This is a genomic window from Bacillus aerolatus, from assembly GCF_009183655.1.
Classification (GTDB): Bacteria; Bacillota; Bacilli; order Bacillales; family Domibacillaceae; genus Pseudobacillus; species Pseudobacillus aerolatus.
This window is the reverse complement of the sequence record NZ_WEIO01000003.1, coordinates 291,150-307,318: the sequence shown is the minus strand read 5'-3', so window position 1 is coordinate 307,318 and position 16,169 is coordinate 291,150. Positions and strand designations below refer to the sequence as shown.

Annotated in this window: 12 protein-coding genes and 2 pseudogenes; 8 read left to right on the top strand and 6 right to left on the bottom strand. The window is 41.3% G+C overall.

Annotated features, from left to right (window positions below):
• The first annotated feature begins 50 nt into the window (after positions 1 to 50).
• The 6 genes and pseudogenes from F9802_RS07515 (at position 51) to F9802_RS07490 (ending at position 6,412) form a co-directional block, all read left to right on the top strand.
• The gene (locus F9802_RS07515; RefSeq protein WP_152150547.1) at positions 51 to 1,097 is read left to right on the top strand and encodes an NAD(P)/FAD-dependent oxidoreductase; all 1,047 of its coding nucleotides are present in this window, start codon (positions 51 to 53) and stop codon (positions 1,095 to 1,097) included.
• A gap of 9 nt (positions 1,098 to 1,106) precedes the next feature.
• Positions 1,107 to 1,253: pseudogene (locus F9802_RS07510) on the top strand (SAM-dependent methyltransferase); the annotation flags it as partial.
• 448 nt (positions 1,254 to 1,701) lie between these two features.
• Positions 1,702 to 2,883, top strand: a complete 1,182-nt coding sequence (locus F9802_RS07505; protein ID WP_152150546.1) for a ParM/StbA family protein — start codon at positions 1,702 to 1,704, stop codon at positions 2,881 to 2,883.
• A 9-nt stretch (positions 2,884 to 2,892) separates the two neighbouring features.
• On the top strand, positions 2,893 to 3,495 hold the full coding sequence (locus tag F9802_RS07500) for a hypothetical protein (protein ID WP_152150545.1): 603 nt from the start codon (positions 2,893 to 2,895) through the stop codon (positions 3,493 to 3,495).
• Between the two features lie 382 nt (positions 3,496 to 3,877).
• Positions 3,878 to 5,140: a cytosine permease gene (gene codB, locus F9802_RS07495; protein ID WP_152150544.1), complete on the top strand. Its 1,263-nt coding sequence runs from the start codon at positions 3,878 to 3,880 to the stop codon at positions 5,138 to 5,140.
• A gap of 3 nt (positions 5,141 to 5,143) precedes the next feature.
• The gene (locus F9802_RS07490) at positions 5,144 to 6,412 is read left to right on the top strand and encodes a cytosine deaminase (RefSeq protein ID WP_152150543.1); all 1,269 of its coding nucleotides are present in this window, start codon (positions 5,144 to 5,146) and stop codon (positions 6,410 to 6,412) included.
• A 39-nt stretch (positions 6,413 to 6,451) separates the two neighbouring features.
• Here the strand turns inward: F9802_RS07490 and F9802_RS20215 are convergent.
• Positions 6,452 to 6,577, bottom strand: a pseudogene (locus F9802_RS20215) (hypothetical protein); the annotation flags it as partial.
• A 102-nt stretch (positions 6,578 to 6,679) separates the two neighbouring features.
• Between F9802_RS20215 and F9802_RS07485 the strand changes: the two are divergent.
• A complete protein-coding gene (locus F9802_RS07485; RefSeq protein WP_152150542.1) occupies positions 6,680 to 7,351 on the top strand; it encodes a GNAT family N-acetyltransferase in 672 nt (223 codons plus the stop codon).
• A 186-nt stretch (positions 7,352 to 7,537) separates the two neighbouring features.
• Here the strand turns inward: F9802_RS07485 and F9802_RS07480 are convergent, their stop codons facing one another.
• The 5 genes from F9802_RS07480 to F9802_RS07460 all read right to left on the bottom strand — a co-directional run bounded on the left by F9802_RS07480 (position 7,538) and on the right by F9802_RS07460 (position 13,809).
• Positions 7,538 to 8,554 (bottom strand): LLM class flavin-dependent oxidoreductase, encoded by a 1,017-nt coding sequence (locus F9802_RS07480; protein ID WP_152150541.1) that lies wholly within the window; start codon positions 8,552 to 8,554, stop codon positions 7,538 to 7,540.
• Positions 8,555 to 8,722: 168 nt separating this feature from the next.
• Positions 8,723 to 9,913, bottom strand: a complete 1,191-nt coding sequence (locus F9802_RS07475) for an MFS transporter (protein WP_152150540.1) — start codon at positions 9,911 to 9,913, stop codon at positions 8,723 to 8,725.
• A 115-nt stretch (positions 9,914 to 10,028) separates the two neighbouring features.
• Positions 10,029 to 10,736: a 23S rRNA pseudouridine(2604) synthase RluF gene (rluF, locus tag F9802_RS07470; protein WP_152150539.1), complete on the bottom strand. Its 708-nt coding sequence runs from the start codon at positions 10,734 to 10,736 to the stop codon at positions 10,029 to 10,031.
• Positions 10,737 to 11,260: 524 nt separating this feature from the next.
• Positions 11,261 to 12,454 (bottom strand): metallophosphoesterase family protein, encoded by a 1,194-nt coding sequence (locus F9802_RS07465; RefSeq protein ID WP_225435224.1) that lies wholly within the window; start codon positions 12,452 to 12,454, stop codon positions 11,261 to 11,263.
• 215 nt (positions 12,455 to 12,669) lie between these two features.
• Positions 12,670 to 13,809 carry an alpha-hydroxy-acid oxidizing protein gene (locus F9802_RS07460; protein ID WP_152150538.1) on the bottom strand — a complete coding sequence of 380 codons (1,140 nt, stop codon included), beginning with the start codon at positions 13,807 to 13,809 and terminating at the stop codon, positions 12,670 to 12,672.
• 390 nt (positions 13,810 to 14,199) lie between these two features.
• On the opposite strand from F9802_RS07460, the gene F9802_RS07455 reads away from it, so the two are divergent.
• Positions 14,200 to 16,161, top strand: coding sequence for a ribonuclease YeeF family protein (locus tag F9802_RS07455; RefSeq protein WP_152150537.1), 1,962 nt, complete (start codon positions 14,200 to 14,202; stop codon positions 16,159 to 16,161).
• Positions 16,162 to 16,169: the final 8 nt, after the last annotated feature.

Here is a 16,169-nt window from a genome sequence, read left to right as displayed (position 1 = left end):
TTGTTGATAATGATAATCAATTACATTTGATTACCGAGGAGTGGACGGAAATGGAACAGCAAGAATTATTTGATGTGACTGTGATTGGAGGAGGGCCAGCAGGGCTTTACTCAACTTTTTATAGTGGACTTAGAGAAATGAAAACAAAGCTTATTGAATATCAACCACAATTAGGCGGCAAAATACACGTATATCCAGAGAAAATGATTTGGGACGTTGGCGGGCAGACGCCAATTCCGGGAGAAAAATTAATTGAACAGCTCGTACAGCAAGGGTTAACGTTTAACCCAGAAGTAGCGTTGAATGAAAAAGTAGAGGCGATCACACGTAATGAAGAAGGTATTTTTGTATTACAAACTGCCTCGGGTCAAAAGCATTTTTCGAAAACAGTCATTGTTGCAGTTGGCAGTGGGATATTGAATCCTCAAAAGCTAGAAATAGAAGGTGCAGAGAGATTTGAAGTGTCTAATTTAAATTACACAGTGAAGTCATTAAAACGTTTCAAAGATAAAACGGTGATTATTTCAGGCGGCGGCAATTCTGCTATCGATTGGGCAAATGAATTAGAACCTATCGCTAAAACTGTTTATTTAACATATAGAAAAGATGCTTTAGCAGGTCATGAAGCACAAGCAACGCAACTGATGAACAGTTCCGCTGTTTGTTTCTTTAACACATCGATTACAAAACTAATTGCTTGTGCGAATCATGAAGTAATTGAACGTGTTGAACTGACAAATCATGAAACAGGAGAGGTTTCGTATTTGCCAATCGATGAAGTAATTATTAACCATGGTTATGAACGTGATACGACATTACTTGAAAATAGTGAAGTGAACATTGCAATAGCAGATAATTATTATATTGCAGGTAATGCTGTTAGCGAATCTTCAATAGATGGACTTTACGCTGCCGGAGATATTTTAAAGCACGATGGGAAATTAAATTTAATAGCAGGTGCTTTCCAAGATGCAGCAAACGCCGTAAACAAGGCAAAACAATTTATCCAGCCTGCTGCTAATAAAGTCGGAATGGTCTCTTCACATAATGAAATTTTTAAAAAGCGCAATAGAGAATTAATTAAACAAATGATATGAAATGTTTTAGATGAACGCTTTATTAGAGTGTGGAGACTATATTTAAACGCTTGTTCTGCTTCGTTCCAAACAGGACGGACTGACTTGAGTCAATTTATTTTTACAAAGGGAACAAACGATTCAATTCTTTGGACCCGTGGATATATGTATCATTAAAAAAGAGGGCGTCGTTAAAAACTTGGTTTTTAGTGATACCCTCTTTTCATATTACTCATCCAAGCAATACCTTTAACGGTGTATCTTCCAGTATTAAGGGATTCCACAAGTAATGTTTTTTATGATTAAATTCACGTAATTCGAATTAAATTTTAAGAAAGTAAAGAAAATGGGATGCAATACATTTGTATACTTTTATGTACACAAGTTTACATATTGAAAACAATTGTACGCATAAATGTATACACGTATACGAACAGGTACACAAGTCGTATTTTAAGTGTGTTTACGATTATGTATACAAGATTACAAATAGGTTTACATGTTTACGTTTTTGTAATAGATGGGGGAAGAATATTGACTAACCAGAAAAAATTAGGTAATATTTTATCAGAATTATATAAATTTCCAACAAAATATTTAGCGACTAATGGAAAGGATGAGTTTATTGGCAAATTCTCGTATTGCGGCAATTGATGTAGGGAATGATTCACTGAAAGGCATTTTTGGAAAAATGGAAGTAGATATCAATATTCCTAATGTAATTGCTAAGGATGTTGAAGATCGTCCAATCATTGGAATAGAAGAATTAGACAATCAAGATCCTACCGAGGGCATTCATATTCGTTTGCACTCTCCTACTTTAAAAGACAACAACTCTATTTATCGTGTTGGACATTTAGCGACAAAAAGCAGCAATTCAATGGAATTAGACCCTGGAAGCAGTAAATCTGAAGAAGATCAAACTCTTGTTATGTTGTTTGCTGCTTTGGCAATAGATGCAGCTCGAGAAGAAAATAAACAGATCTTTAAGCGCTCTAATAATGTAATTGAGGCCACTTACACATTAGGAACAGGACTTCCGCTTAGGGAAGTAAAGGAAGGGAAAGATGTTGGTTATCGTTCTCGATTGCTCAGCTCTGTTCACCAAGTGGAGTTTTTAGTTACACCTAAATATCAAGGTCTGAAAGTAAATATTAAATTTGAAGAAGTTAAAGTCTATCCGGAAGGCTTTGCTGCTTTTATTAATCTCGTGATGGATAATAACTTAAACATCATTAACAAGGACCTTATTGATAAGAGAATCCTTATTCAGGATATCGGAGGATTATCAACGGATGTAGCAGTGATTAAAAATCGTAAGGTTGATGACGATAAAGCACAAGGATTCAATTTGGGAGTTTCAGAGTCTCTTGAAGCCATTCGGGAAGAAATCCGTTCTAAACACGGGGTAGAACTGGACAGTCGGCGAGATGTTGTAGAAATTATCACGAAAAAAAATGACCGGAATCATATTATGGTGAAGGGAAGCCGGACAAGCGTTCACGATATTGTAGACCGAATTCTCCTGGAGTTAGCGAAAAAGCAATATCGTCATTTACGAAATATTTGGCAAAAGAACTCTCAAACTGAAATTTGTTATTTCATTGGGGGCGGCTCTATCATCTTAAAAGATTACCTTAAAGCATTAAACAATAACTTGGATGGCTACAATATCGATTTCTTTGAAGATGAAAAAGAAAGCATTTGGATGATGGCAAATGCTTATTATAAATTAATTGCGGATTTTTCAAAGAAAAATCAAAAAGAGAAGCAAAGTGAAGAACAAAAAATGGTTAAAACTAAATAGGGTGATTTCATGAAGGAGACGGGAATGAGGAGGGGGCAGCCTATTACGTTTCGTATCCCCTCCGATGCACCTGATCACATCTTAAAGCATTTGCAAAGGCTAAAAGAGATCGAAAGAAGAAACTTTTCCAGTAAAATTGCCGAATTCGTGATGCATGGGGTGAATGATTCTTTATCAAATCAAAGAGAGACAATCACCATTCCTCTTCCAAAAGGATTAAACAAAGCACAACGGGATTGGTTGAAGCATGAACATTCTGAGGCACTATTAGGCAGTATTGTGTATCAGCTGTTATCCGATCCGATCCGTACAGCCTCAATCTTTGCATCACTAAACAGTAGTGCATTAGAGATAGAGGATGCTCTATATCTTCAAGAAGAAACAGCTGCTGGAGAAGACATGGAGATAGAATGGGATTCAGTGAATGCTCAGCTGCAAACAAGCAAAGGTGAGAAACGAACAGAAGTATACGCAACAAACATTGATAAGGATGATGATCTAGATAACTTTGATTTGGAAAAAGTGCAAAGAACTCAAAATCCTTCTATCGAAGAAGAAGAAGAAGATATGGAAGACCCCCTTGGGGACTTTCTTGCTCAAATGAATAAATGAAACGAAATTATCATAAATAAGGGCCAATGATTAAGAGAATTGAGCACGCCTCTTAATCATTGGCCTTGTGAATTGTTTTGTAGTTAACTATCTTTTAGCCAAAGAGGAATTTGAAATTCTGTCTTGACAAATCCTCTTTTACTTGCAATAATAACGATTAATTAAATACTGGTACCTTTAATTCAGTCCCGTGAGGCTGACAAGGACAGCGGAAACAATGACCATTGCGTGGCATCCATATATATCTATATATACAGGTGTCTTGTGTTCATTGTACAAAAAAGCTTCCTGTCAGAAATGGCAGGAAGCTTTTTTTATCTAAAATACTTGAAGGTTTCTTCGGTACCAGTTTCTTATCAACCATGTTATTGGAGGAATTGGTATGGAAAAAACAGATACAGAGTTTTCGTTACAGGCTGTACCGCAGGCAAGCCGCAATGGATTTGGAAAAATACTTGCCGTGATGCTCGGACTCACCTTTTTTTCAGCAAGCATGTGGTCTGGGGGAGCATTAGGCAGCGGATTGACATTTACTCAATTTATTTTGATTGTATTAGCAGGTAATTTTATTCTTGGTATGTACACGGGAGCATTAGCTTATATTGCAGCTAAAACAGGATTATCGACACATTTGCTTACTAGATATGCTTTCGGTGAAAAAGGTTCTTATTTATCTTCGCTCCTGCTGGGAGTGACACAAGTAGGATGGTTTGGTGTCGGAGTAGCTATGTTTGCGGTGCCTGTTCAAAAAGTGACTGGATTGAATATTTATCTATTAATCGCCGGTGCCGGGATTTTAATGACAGTCACTGCGATTTACGGAATCAAAGCATTGGCGCTTTTAGGAATGGTCGCCGTTCCAGCTATTACTATATTGGGGAGTTATTCCGTTTTTAAAGCAACTAAAACGGCCGGCGGGGTGCAAGGATTAATGGAGTATCAACCGCTTGAAGCGATGGGGCTGACAGCAGCATTAACGATATGTGTAGGATCATTTATTAGCGCTGGTACATTGACGCCTGATTTTACCCGCTTCGCTAAGACAACACGTTCTGCCGTTGGAGCGACAGTTATTGCTTTTTTCCTCGGAAATTCGTTAATGTTTTTATTTGGGGCTGTAGGCGCCATTGCTCTCGGCCAGGCCGATATTTCGGAAGTCATGTTTTTACAAGGATTAATTTTACCGGCCATTATTGTACTTGGTTTAAATATTTGGACGACAAATGAAAATGCTCTTTATGCTTCCGGCTTAGGATTTGCAAGTATCACCAAAATTTCCAAAAGTAAAATTGTCGTATTTAACGGGGCGATTGGAACCATTGCAGCTATGTGGCTGTACAACAACTTTGTAGGGTTTTTGACAATACTCGGGTCTACGCTGCCGTCGATCGGGGCCATTTTATTAGCAGATTATTTCTTGTTAAAACGCGGAAAATATCAGTCATTTGAAACGATGAAATTTAAAGCAGTCAATTGGATCGCCATAATAGCATGGGCAGGCGGAGTGGCTATCGCTAATTTTGCACCAGGTATCCCTCCGATTAATTCATTGTTAGGTTCCGCCATCATTTATGTCGTTATTACGAAAAGTGCACTTCAACTGGAAGAATCGTCAACAAAGAAAATGAGCGAAAAGGTGAGTTAATTAATGATTATTCAAAATGCAAAACTTAGAGAAAAAGATGGTCTATGGAACATTGTTGTGCAAGATGGAAAGATTGCCAAAATTGCGCAAACCTTGGGAGAAACGACTGATCATGAAATCATCGATGTAGATGGTGCCCTTGTTCTTCCCCCTTTTATTGAGCCGCATATTCATTTGGATACAACATTAACCGCGGGTGAACCGGAGTGGAATCAGAGCGGTACTTTGTTTGAAGGGATTCAAAGATGGGCGCAAAGAAAAGAAACGTTAACAATGGAAGATGTAAAGAAGAGGTCAAAAACAGCGTTAAAATGGCAAATTGCTCAAGGGATTCAGCACGTCCGTACACACGTAGATGTAACAGACCCGAAGTTAACAGCTTTAAAAGCCATGCTGGAAGTGAAAGAAGAGATGGCTCCTTATGTAGATGTTCAGCTCGTCGCTTTTCCGCAAGAAGGGATTCTTTCTTATCCATGCGGAGCGGAATTGCTTGAGGAATCATTGAAAATGGGCGCCGATGCAGTGGGCGGCATTCCTCACTTTGAATTTACAAGAGAATATGGAGTAGAATCATTAAAGACGGCTTTTGATCTTGCTGAGAAATATGATCGATTAGTGGACATCCATTGTGATGAAATTGATGACGAACAGTCCCGGTTTGTTGAAGTGGTGGCGACGGAGGCATACAATCGCGGATTAGGTTCCCGTACAACAGCGAGCCATACAACGGCTATGGGTTCTTATAATGATGCCTATACGTATAAATTGTTCCGGCTGCTGAAGCTTTCCTCCATCAATTTCGTGTCAAATCCGCTAGTGAACATTCATCTTCAAGGAAGGTTTGATACATATCCAAAGCGGAGAGGCCTAACGCGAGTAAAAGAGCTGCAGGAAGCAGGGTTAAACATTTGTTTTGGCCATGACGACATCTTTGACCCATGGTATCCTCTCGGAACAGGGAACATGCTTCAAGTATTGCATATGGGCATCCATGCTGCTCAATTAATGGGCTATGAGCAAATTGTTAACTCCATTGATTTAATCACTAGTAACAGCGCCAAAACGTTACACATTGAGGAAGACTACGGAATTGAAGAAGGTAAACGAGCTAACTTTATTGTATTGTCTGCAGAAAATGAATATGAGGCCATTCGCAAGCAGGCGACCGTCACATATTCATTCAGAGATGGCAAGATGATTTCCAAAACGAAGCCAAGTGAAACAACGATCACGTTAGATCAATTAGAAGAGAAGATCAACTTTAATAAATGATGGTCATGTGGGCACACCTTTAACGGAGGTGTGCCTATTTTATTGTTTTAGCTGCCGGCCCATAGTAGAGTACTCGCCACTTAAATGATTCTCGACTCTTTTTAACTGAGCAACAATAATAATGCTGATAATGACAAGGAGAAACCAAGAAAATGATTTTAAAACCTTTTTTTACAGAAAAACATTTTGAAAATTTAAATTTTACCAAATCCTTTTCTACTTGTATAATCAAGATAGAAAATATTATTAGAAAAGAGGTAAGTTCAAATGGAATACATTCAAATTAATAGCATTAATGATCCGCTGTTTGCAAAGCTGCACAAGCTTATGCAAGAAGTTTTTCCTCCTGAAGAAGTGCTCGAATATGATTTATGGGCGGAACCGCTGCAAGATCCTACTATCCGTGTCTTTTTAGCTGTACATAATGATGAAGTAGTGGGAGTAACAGAGTATCGTTATAATAAAGAGCTGCAAGTGGCAATGACGGACTTTACGATTATCATGAAAGAAGGACTCGGTGTCGGACCATTTTTAGCGAATAATAGGCATGAAGATTTAATGAATTTGGCAAAAGAAAACAATATTCAATTGCGGGGCATGTTTGCGGAAATTTATGATCCGTATCGGGCACAAGACCATTCATTTGGCGGCATTAAAGTCATGGACCCAGTTGTCCGCCGTGAAGTATTGTCTCACCTCGGCTATAAACGTCTTGATTTCCCTTATGTTCATCCTGCATGGACAAATGAAGGGGAAGCAGTAAAGGAATTAGATTTATGTTTCTTGCCCTATGAAGAAAATCTTCACTCGTTAAAAGCCAGCTTTATTAGCCAATTCATTAAAACATATTACGATGTTTTATCGAACAAGCCGCAAGAATGGCATGACATGATCGCTTATCTTGATGATCAAGAAGAAATTGAGCTAGTGGCTTTATAAGGAAAGTCGATTAATAACAAAAGCTGTCCAAAAGTCGGTGAGCAGCAGACTTCTGGACAGCTTTTTCTTTGTTATTTCGATGAGACGGCGTTGAAATGGTGAACAACGTTCAGGATTCGTGAACAAGTTGTCCGAAACAGTGAACAAAGCCCTCAAAGTAATGAGCAAAGGCCGGCTCAAATCTGCTTAATCCATCATCCCCGCCACAATTTCATACGAACGCAGGCGGTCTTCGTGATGGAAGATTTGCGAGTTAATAATGACTTCGTCGGCTTTTGTTTCGTTTAGGAAGCTTTCGAGTTTTTGTTTGACGGTTTCTGGGTTGCCGACGATGGTTGAGCGGGAGTCGAGTGTTTTTTCGATGGCTGCACGTTCAAAGGGATCCCAGAATTCATCGATGTTATCGATAGGCGGCTTTAATTGGGTTGGCTCGCCTCTTCTTAAGCTCAGGAATTGCTGTTGCTGGGAAGTGGCTAACCATTGGGCTCTTTCCTCTGTGTCGGCAGCAATGACATTGACCCCAACCATTGCATAAGGCTCTTTAAGCACACTGGACGGTTTAAAGTTGTCTCGGTAAATGTTGAGAGCTGGCAGTGTGTAATCCGGTGCGAAGTGGCTGGCGAAAGAAAATGGCAAGCCTTTTTCAGCGGCGAGCTGGGCGCTGAAGCCGCTTGAACCGAGCAGCCAAATAGGAATATCAAGACCCTCACCAGGGAAGGAACGGACGCGGGCAGCAGGATTTTCTTCGAAATATGCTTGCAGCTCGTCCAGCTGTAACGGAAAGTCTTCGACGCGGCTTTGCAGCGTTCGGCGCAGGGCAAATGCGGTCGCCTGGTCACTGCCTGGTGCGCGGCCGAGACCGAGATCAATTCGACCCGGATAAAGTGACTCAAGTGTGCCGAATTGCTCGGCAATGACAAGCGTGGCGTGATTCGGCAGCATAATACCGCCTGACCCGACGCGAATGTGTTTCGTCGCACCGGCAATATGGCCGATGATTACTGACGTGGCTGAGCTGGCGATGCCGGGCATGTTGTGGTGTTCAGCCAGCCAGTAACGGTTGAACCCCCAGTTCTCCACGTGCTGTGCCAACTCAACGCTATTTTTAAACGACTGTCCCGCATGGCTTCCTTCTGTAATCGGAGCCAGATCAAGAACAGATAAAGGGATATGATGAAATTGCTTTGATTTAATTGCAGTCATTTTTTCACTCCTTAAAGGTGGTACCCCTGCAATAAAAAATGATACGGTGTTAGAGGGAGATCGTCCAATGAACTGCTTACGCTGAAATTTAGGGTTGTAAATGCAGCCATGCTGCGGATCATAAAATGGAGATTTTGGAATAGAAAAAAGGAAGAATAACATTCTCCCTTAGGTTGTTTTTCTACGCTCTTTCTGTAAGAGCACAATATATAACATCATTGATACAAAAACGGAAGCTGCTGAAGCAATATAAATCTCTTGATAACCGAACAAAAAAGCAATTTGGCCGAAGAGAACAGCACCGACGCCTACTCCAAGGTCAAAAAAAGAGAAAAAGGTTGCGTTCGCCATTGCTTTTCGGTCATTCGGCGCTTGATTGACAGACCAGGCTTGCAAGGCAGGGCTGACACTGCCGAAACCTAAACCGTATAAGGCTGCTGCTGTAAAGAGAACAGTAGAGCTGGGCAGCCAGGCTAACAAAATCATCGCGATAAAAACAATAAAAGTGCCTGGAAGAAAAACAGCGATATGTCCCCACGCATCATAAATTCTTCCAGAAAATGTTCTGGAAATCATTAAAAAGAGAGCAAAAATTAAAAAATACATTTCAATGCCTGCTATTTCTTTTTGAACGGTATACAAAGGCAGGAAAGTGGAGATTCCGCCAAAAGTAATAGTGATAAAGAATAATAACAGTGAAGGTTTAATGGCGGTTTTTTCGAAAATATCAAACTTGGCACGTGTCGTTGGCTCTTTAGGCGGCTCTACTTTTTTATAACGCACTTTTGTTGATAAGGTAAGGGCCACCGCTCCGAGTGCTGCACAAATGAGAAACAGCATAGTGAATGAGATCGAACCAGCCAGTGTTAATCCTAGCGCAGGGCCGATCGCCATTGCCAAGTTTCCCGAGAGGCCGAAGTAGCCCATTCCTTCGCCGCGCCGTTTAGGTGGAATCAGGTCTGTCGCTATTGTCCCGGTTGCAGTCGTGGAAAAGCTCCAGCCGATGCCTTGGACCGTACGCAATACAAAAAGAAAAGCGATACTAAAAGCAAAACCAAACGATCCGACAGAAAGGACAAAAATAGCCAGTCCAAGCATGTAAACAAATTGCCGCCCCTTTGTTTCTAACGAATGTCCGGCATATGGCCGAAACAGGAGAGCAGAAAAAGTAAAGACGCCCGTAATGATTCCAATTAATTGGTCGCTGCCCCCTAAATGTTCGACAAAAAGAGGAATCGTCGGCAGCGTCATTTGAAAGCCGAGGAAAATAAAAAAGTTCGCCAGGCAAATAAGGACAAAATCCCTTGTCCAAATTCTTTCTTTCGTGACATGCAATTGAATTTGCGCTTGTTCCTTCATGAAAAACTTCCTTTCTCTGACCAGGGGGCTTATGGGCTGATTGTTACTTGCAGCTGTTATAAAAAAAGAAAAGACTTTTATCAAAATTGTCTTTTCTTTGCCTGATAAAGCTGCTTTATCTCCCTTTTGGGCTGTAATTCAAATCCTCAAATAATTGTCTCAGTTCATCTTTGGTCAAATCCCGCCATTGTCCGAGTTTCAGGCCGTCTAAATGAATGTTCATGATCCGGGTACGTTTTAAACTGCGGACTTCGTAGCCAAGAGCAGAACACATCCGGCGAATTTGCCGGTTCAGCCCTTGTGTTAACGTGATTTGAAACGTATTTTTTGATAATGGTTTCACTTTACAAGGAAGTGTCGTCGTATTTAAAATATCGACACCGCTTTCCATTTTTTCTACGAAAGAAGAAGTGATTGGCTTGTTTACAGTCACAATATAATCTTTTTCATGTTTGTTTTCTGCGCGTAAAATCTCATTGACAATATCGCCGTCGTTCGTAAGCAGAATTAACCCGTCAGAATCTTTATCAAGCCGTCCGATATGAAAAATGCGCAGCGGATGATTAACGAAATCAACAATGTTGCCTTTAATATGTCTTTCAGTTGTGCACGTAATGCCGACAGGTTTGTTGAGTGCAATATAGACATGCTGCTGTTCACGTGCAATCGGTTTTCCGTCTACGCGCACATCATCGCCAGGCTCCACTCGGCTGCCCAGCTCAGCAGTGACACCGTTGATAGTGACTTTGCCCTCGGCAATCAACTTGTCAGCCCCTCGTCTGGACGTCGTACCCGTCTCACTTATATATTTATTAATTCGCAAAGTAAGCACACCTTTAAGTTTGGATTTAAGTTGAAAAGACAACTTCTTATTTAAAAGAGTAATCAAATTGGGGGTCTAACGCAAACTTTTCATGTGGAAACTTCATGAATAAACAAAAAGCAGGTGATTCAGGGAGGAACGAGGAGAGTTGCGACAGTGAGGAATGACACTTCATCTTTTAAAATGGCTGTTTTTGTAAAATTTGTTGCTATTAGAAAAGGGTTGATTTCTGCTCCAGGATGCTCGCTTTCCGCGGGGCGGGCGGTGAGCCTCCTCGTCGCTTTGCTCCTGCGGGGTCTCACCTGTCCCGCTAATCCCGCAGGAGTCTCGCACCTTCCGCTCCAATCAACCCTTTTGCTGCACTTTTTGTCATAAGAATATACTACAAAAACAACAATCTTTTAGAAAACAGCCTTTAAAATAAAAACGGATTTAACGGCCAATGAACAGGCGTTAAATCAGTTTTTTTCATCGTCGTCCAGCTTCGGTGCTTGCAGCTAGCCAAGGCGCCTGCGCTTTTGTTCTTACGTTGTTACTTTTTTCTTTTTTTCCTCCAGCGGCAAGGGATCCATGCTCTGGTCATTCGCTGTTAAGTCGATGCCATAATCTTTCGCAAAAACCATATGTGTATCGACAAGCACACCTTCTGTATTTTCATCTAAATTAAAAACTCTAGCTCCGCGCAGCCTGTTTTTTTCAGCTCCTGAAAGGCCATAAGCACCGAATCCGGCGCTGCCGGCATAACCAAGCAATATTCCATAATAATTTCCCGAGTATGTATTTATATGATCGTGGCCGCAAAATACTCCTTTGACATCGCCGCGCTCCAGCATAGCTGAAAACAGGCCGCTATTGACTGGACCAGGACATTCATCTTCATTTCTTTCTCCCACAATATTGTGTTTTTTTACAGCAAGGGCATGCTGGCTTTCTGATCTCTCGTCCACGCTTGCATACCACATGTACCTATGTTCCCAAAGAGGAATATGTATGAACATGAGCGAAGGCACTTTACGGCCGACCTGCTTCTCGATTTTTTTAGACGTGTCATAATACCACCGCACTTGATTAAAACGAAGCCAGTCCCACGTAGGATATCCTTCGAAATCTTGGCCGGCAATTGTTTTTGGAGCATATCTCCCACTATCAAGAAGCCAGAGGTTAAATGCGGCTTTCTTGCCTTTTGAATCGCGGATAAGTAAATTCATGTTGCCAGTCCCGGTGATTCCTTTTTCTCCAGGCTGATTCATATTATGAGGGTAAGACATATAGATTTTCAGCATGTCCTGCTCATCCAGTCCGCTGTTAGGAGTGGAATCTTCATCATGGTTACCGAAAGTAATGGCCCACTTTATGCCTCTCTGTTCCATTGGTTGAGCAATATTATTAATCGCTTGTTTCATCTCCAAAGCTGTATCGCAGCCGCTGCTAAGGTTGTCGCCATTTAGCACAACAAAATCGGGTTTCTCGCTGTCAAGCACTTTTTCCATGAGCTGGATCGTCCGCCGGTCCACGCGCTCATCATCTTGTGTGTCGTTAAACTGGACAATTTTAAACTTGCCATTCGGGTTAAACTGAATCTTTGGCCCATCATTTTTTTCAGCGGAAGCTGTGCTGCTGAATAAGTCGACAGGAATGCCGGTTGAAGCAAGCGTTAAAGCAACTGTACCCATACTTCCAATTTTAATAAAATCCCGTCTGTCCATTTCCCTGCTCACAAAAATAACCTCCCAATTTTCTGCTGTTTATATGTCAGTAGTAATGTTGCTATTTTATTGTAGGACAGTAATATGGATAGACTATTAATTTGAAGTAAACCTTTTCTTAAAAATAGAAAAAAGCAAACAAAAACCAGTGTGAAAACCGGCTTTTGTTTGCTTCTTTAGGCTAAAGGCTAAATCTGCTTGTCACGTTTCGCCCTTTGTGTGATATCTTATTCTCTCACCATTTTGAGTCTGCCAATTTGTGACAAAGTGGCGATACCTGACAGAGAGAGAGAAATTTCTGTTTCCTGGAAAAACCGTTCGAGTACTTTTTCTATACCTTGCTGGCCGTTTGAAGCTAATCCATAAAGATAAGGCCGGCCGATAAGAACGGCGTCAGCGCCCAATGCTAAGGCTTTGACCGCATCAATGCCGCGCCGGATGCCGCTGTCGAGCAGGATCGGCACTCTTTTTTGGACAGCTTCGGCAATCGGGGCGAGGGCGTCGATTGCAGCAATGACTCCATCGAGCTGCCGGCCGCCGTGATTGGAAACGATGATGCCATCCACGCCGTACTCCAGTGCGGTCAGCGCGTCTTCTGGGTGTAAAATGCCTTTCAGCAAAATAGGTAAGTTTGTCTTCTTTTTTAGTTCTGCGATATGCTTCCAATGAAGCGAAGGAGCATGAATGTTTTCAAGCATTGCCGCGATAATAGATTCTTCGTCATGGCTTGTTAATGCCTTCATAAAGGCGGGGTCGTTTTCGTAATTGGCTTTTCCGAATCCTTTTGTGAGCGGAGAAAACTCATTGCGGATATCTTCTTCTCTAAAGCCTGTCATCACTGTATCTACCGTCACTACAATCGCTTCGTAACCGGCTTTTTCTGCTCTTTTTACCATGCTGAAAGAAACTTCTTCGTTATTAGACCAGTAAAGCTGGAACCATTTGGGGCTATCTGGAGCAGCAGCGGCCACTTCTTCTATTGAGTGGCTGGCTACAGTGCTCAATACAAAAGGAATGTTCATCGCAGCAGCAGCTCTAGCTGTAGCTAGTTCACCTTCCTCGTGAGCGAGCTTTTGCATGCCAACTGGTGCGAGCAAAAATGGACGGGCATACGTGCGTCCAAATAAAGTCACACTCATATCCGCTTCGGACACATCACTCAGCATTCTCGGAACGATCGCCCATTTGGCAAAAGCTTCTTCATTTCTTCTTGCTGTTTCTCCTCTTCCTGCACCGGACCGGGCATAGCCGTATCCTCCCTGCATCATCAAACTGGCCGCTTTTTGTTCCCACTCCTCAAACGAAAGCGGAAAATCCATTTCTTCAATAATTGTTTTTGTCGATACGTGTTGTTTCTCATGGCTCATTTCAAATAACCTCACTTTAATAATTGGAGTATAACTTTATTTTTAAGTAGAAATTAAAAATGTGAATTTTCTTGCTCTTTTATGTGTGCGTCACTTTATGTGATGCCTGAGAAGTGAATAAACGTTAGTGACGAACTTTCTTTTTATTCTATCAATTTTGTTTATTGTTGAATACCATTTTAATCTTTATAGTTTTATATCTTTCTTATTCAAGGCATAATCTCCTAGCCGAATTCAGTAAAAAAGTTTCTGTTTTTCTTACCGACTTCTTGATTCAATGAGAATAGCGCGAGTTATATATTGGAAAATACGCAAAAGAGTGGCATAGATCTCACTCTAACAGCGATATAAAAAACGTATGAAAAATAGAATCAAGAAAGGTAAAAATGTATGGCTAACAGCGTAGTTTACGAATCGCAAACATTAATAGCTGCCATGGAAGAGCGTGCGGGGCAGTATACTGAACTAAAAACGCAAATGAATGAATTAAAAAAGCAATTTACTGCAATTGTCGACATGGAAAATGAGCTGCAAGGAGAAGGAGCTGAAGCAATTAAAGGGTTTTACAGTGCCCAGAGCGATGTCGTGGATGCATGGATCCGGCTAATTGACCGCCACGTTGCTTTTTTTAATGGAATTTCCGGGGCAGCAGAAGAAGTCGAGCTTTCGGGCAGCACGATTGTCCAGGTGCCTTTTTTAAAGGATGATTTATTTACGGCTCATCAAACGTCCAATGATATGGTGACCGCTCAGCAGGATGACTTGCAAAAGATCTTCGACCGCATCAATGATTTAGTACCGCTCGAAGTTTTTTCAAGAGAAGAGTTTGACATAAACATGGAAAAAGCAAACAAAAAACGGACGGATACGATTGAAAAAGTCATTGCACTGGACGGCGAACTAATGAGCGAATATGCCATGTCGGAAAGTGAAGAAGCGTACTTGATCACATTATTCGCCCAGCTGCTTGCTTCATCAGAGAGGGGAGGCGCAGTTTCACCAATTCATTTTGATTCGCAGGCGTATGAAAGCAGCGAAGTGTACAAGCTGAAAGAAGAAGCGGAAAAACAGACAGTTGATTATTTAACATTCAAGGAAGACCAGGCAGAAGCAAGAAAAGTCGCAAAAGAAATGGAAGAAATGAAAAATCGTCCGTGGTACGAAAAAACATGGGATACGATTAGCACTTTTACAGGAGAAGTGACGGGTTATTATGATTACAAAAGAGCTTCCGAAGGGATTGATCCTGTTACCGGAGAAAAATTATCAGATGCCCAGCGCGTAACAGCAGGAGCAATGGCTGCAGCCGGTTTTATCCCAGTCGTCGGCTGGCTTGGCAGAGGAGTAAAAGGCGGAAGCGCCATTTACAAAACGGCTAAAGGGTTGAATGCCGCAGACCATGCGCTGGATGCTTATAAAGGAGCAGGAGCGCTCAGCACCCTTCAAAAAACAGAAATGGGCATTTATGGGCTCGTGACGGCGAACGGATTCAGTGAAGCAGTGACCGGACGAGACATGTTTGGCAATGAGTTAACTGCAGAACAGCGCGAGAACAGCTTCATCCAGGCACTCGCTAACCTTGGGCTGGGAGGCACCGCCCTTTACGTGGATCGGCTGCAGGCGAAGAATGCGTTGTATAGTGTTAACAAATTGAGCGGTACAGCTGTTACGAATAAAGACGCTTTTCAACCACAGCTTAATGACGTATTGAAAAAACATGGACTTCAAGCTGGAGAATTTAATCAAATTCGTTTGAAGCCAGTCAGCAGCTATTCTGCTCAAGAAGTACAAGTAATGAAGGATATTAGAAGAAGTGTACAGCCTATTAAAGAAGATACGATGATGCAAAAAGTGTTGCCGCCAAGTGCTAAAGGATGGTTGTTTCAGGCACCGGGAGACGGTGGGCAAATAAGAATAGGCGGATTTATAGCTAAAGCAGCCGATACGGAAAGTTTAGATACATATGATAAAGTTTTTGAAGGGCTTCGGTTAGATTACAAAGGGACAGCTGAGTGGCCGAATGAATACTTAACTTCTGATTCGGCACTCGCCATAAAGTATAAAGCCACTAAACCTGAAGATTATAAAATTCCTTTCGGCGGACAAAATGAAGATGAACTGGCCAAGATGGTAAAGGACGATAAAGGCACAGACTTTTTAGATCAAGTACAAGGTGATCCTTTCACTGGAAATGGTTTTACGAAAAGTGAAAACTATACTATTCCTGAATATGAAAACAGACAAAAAATAGACTTATATGATGGCGCGGAACTTTATGAAATTGACGTAAATGGTCAAAAATTAATAGCCGTTTATGATGAATTAGAAAGAAAGTTTGTATCGGTGAAATAGGATGGTAA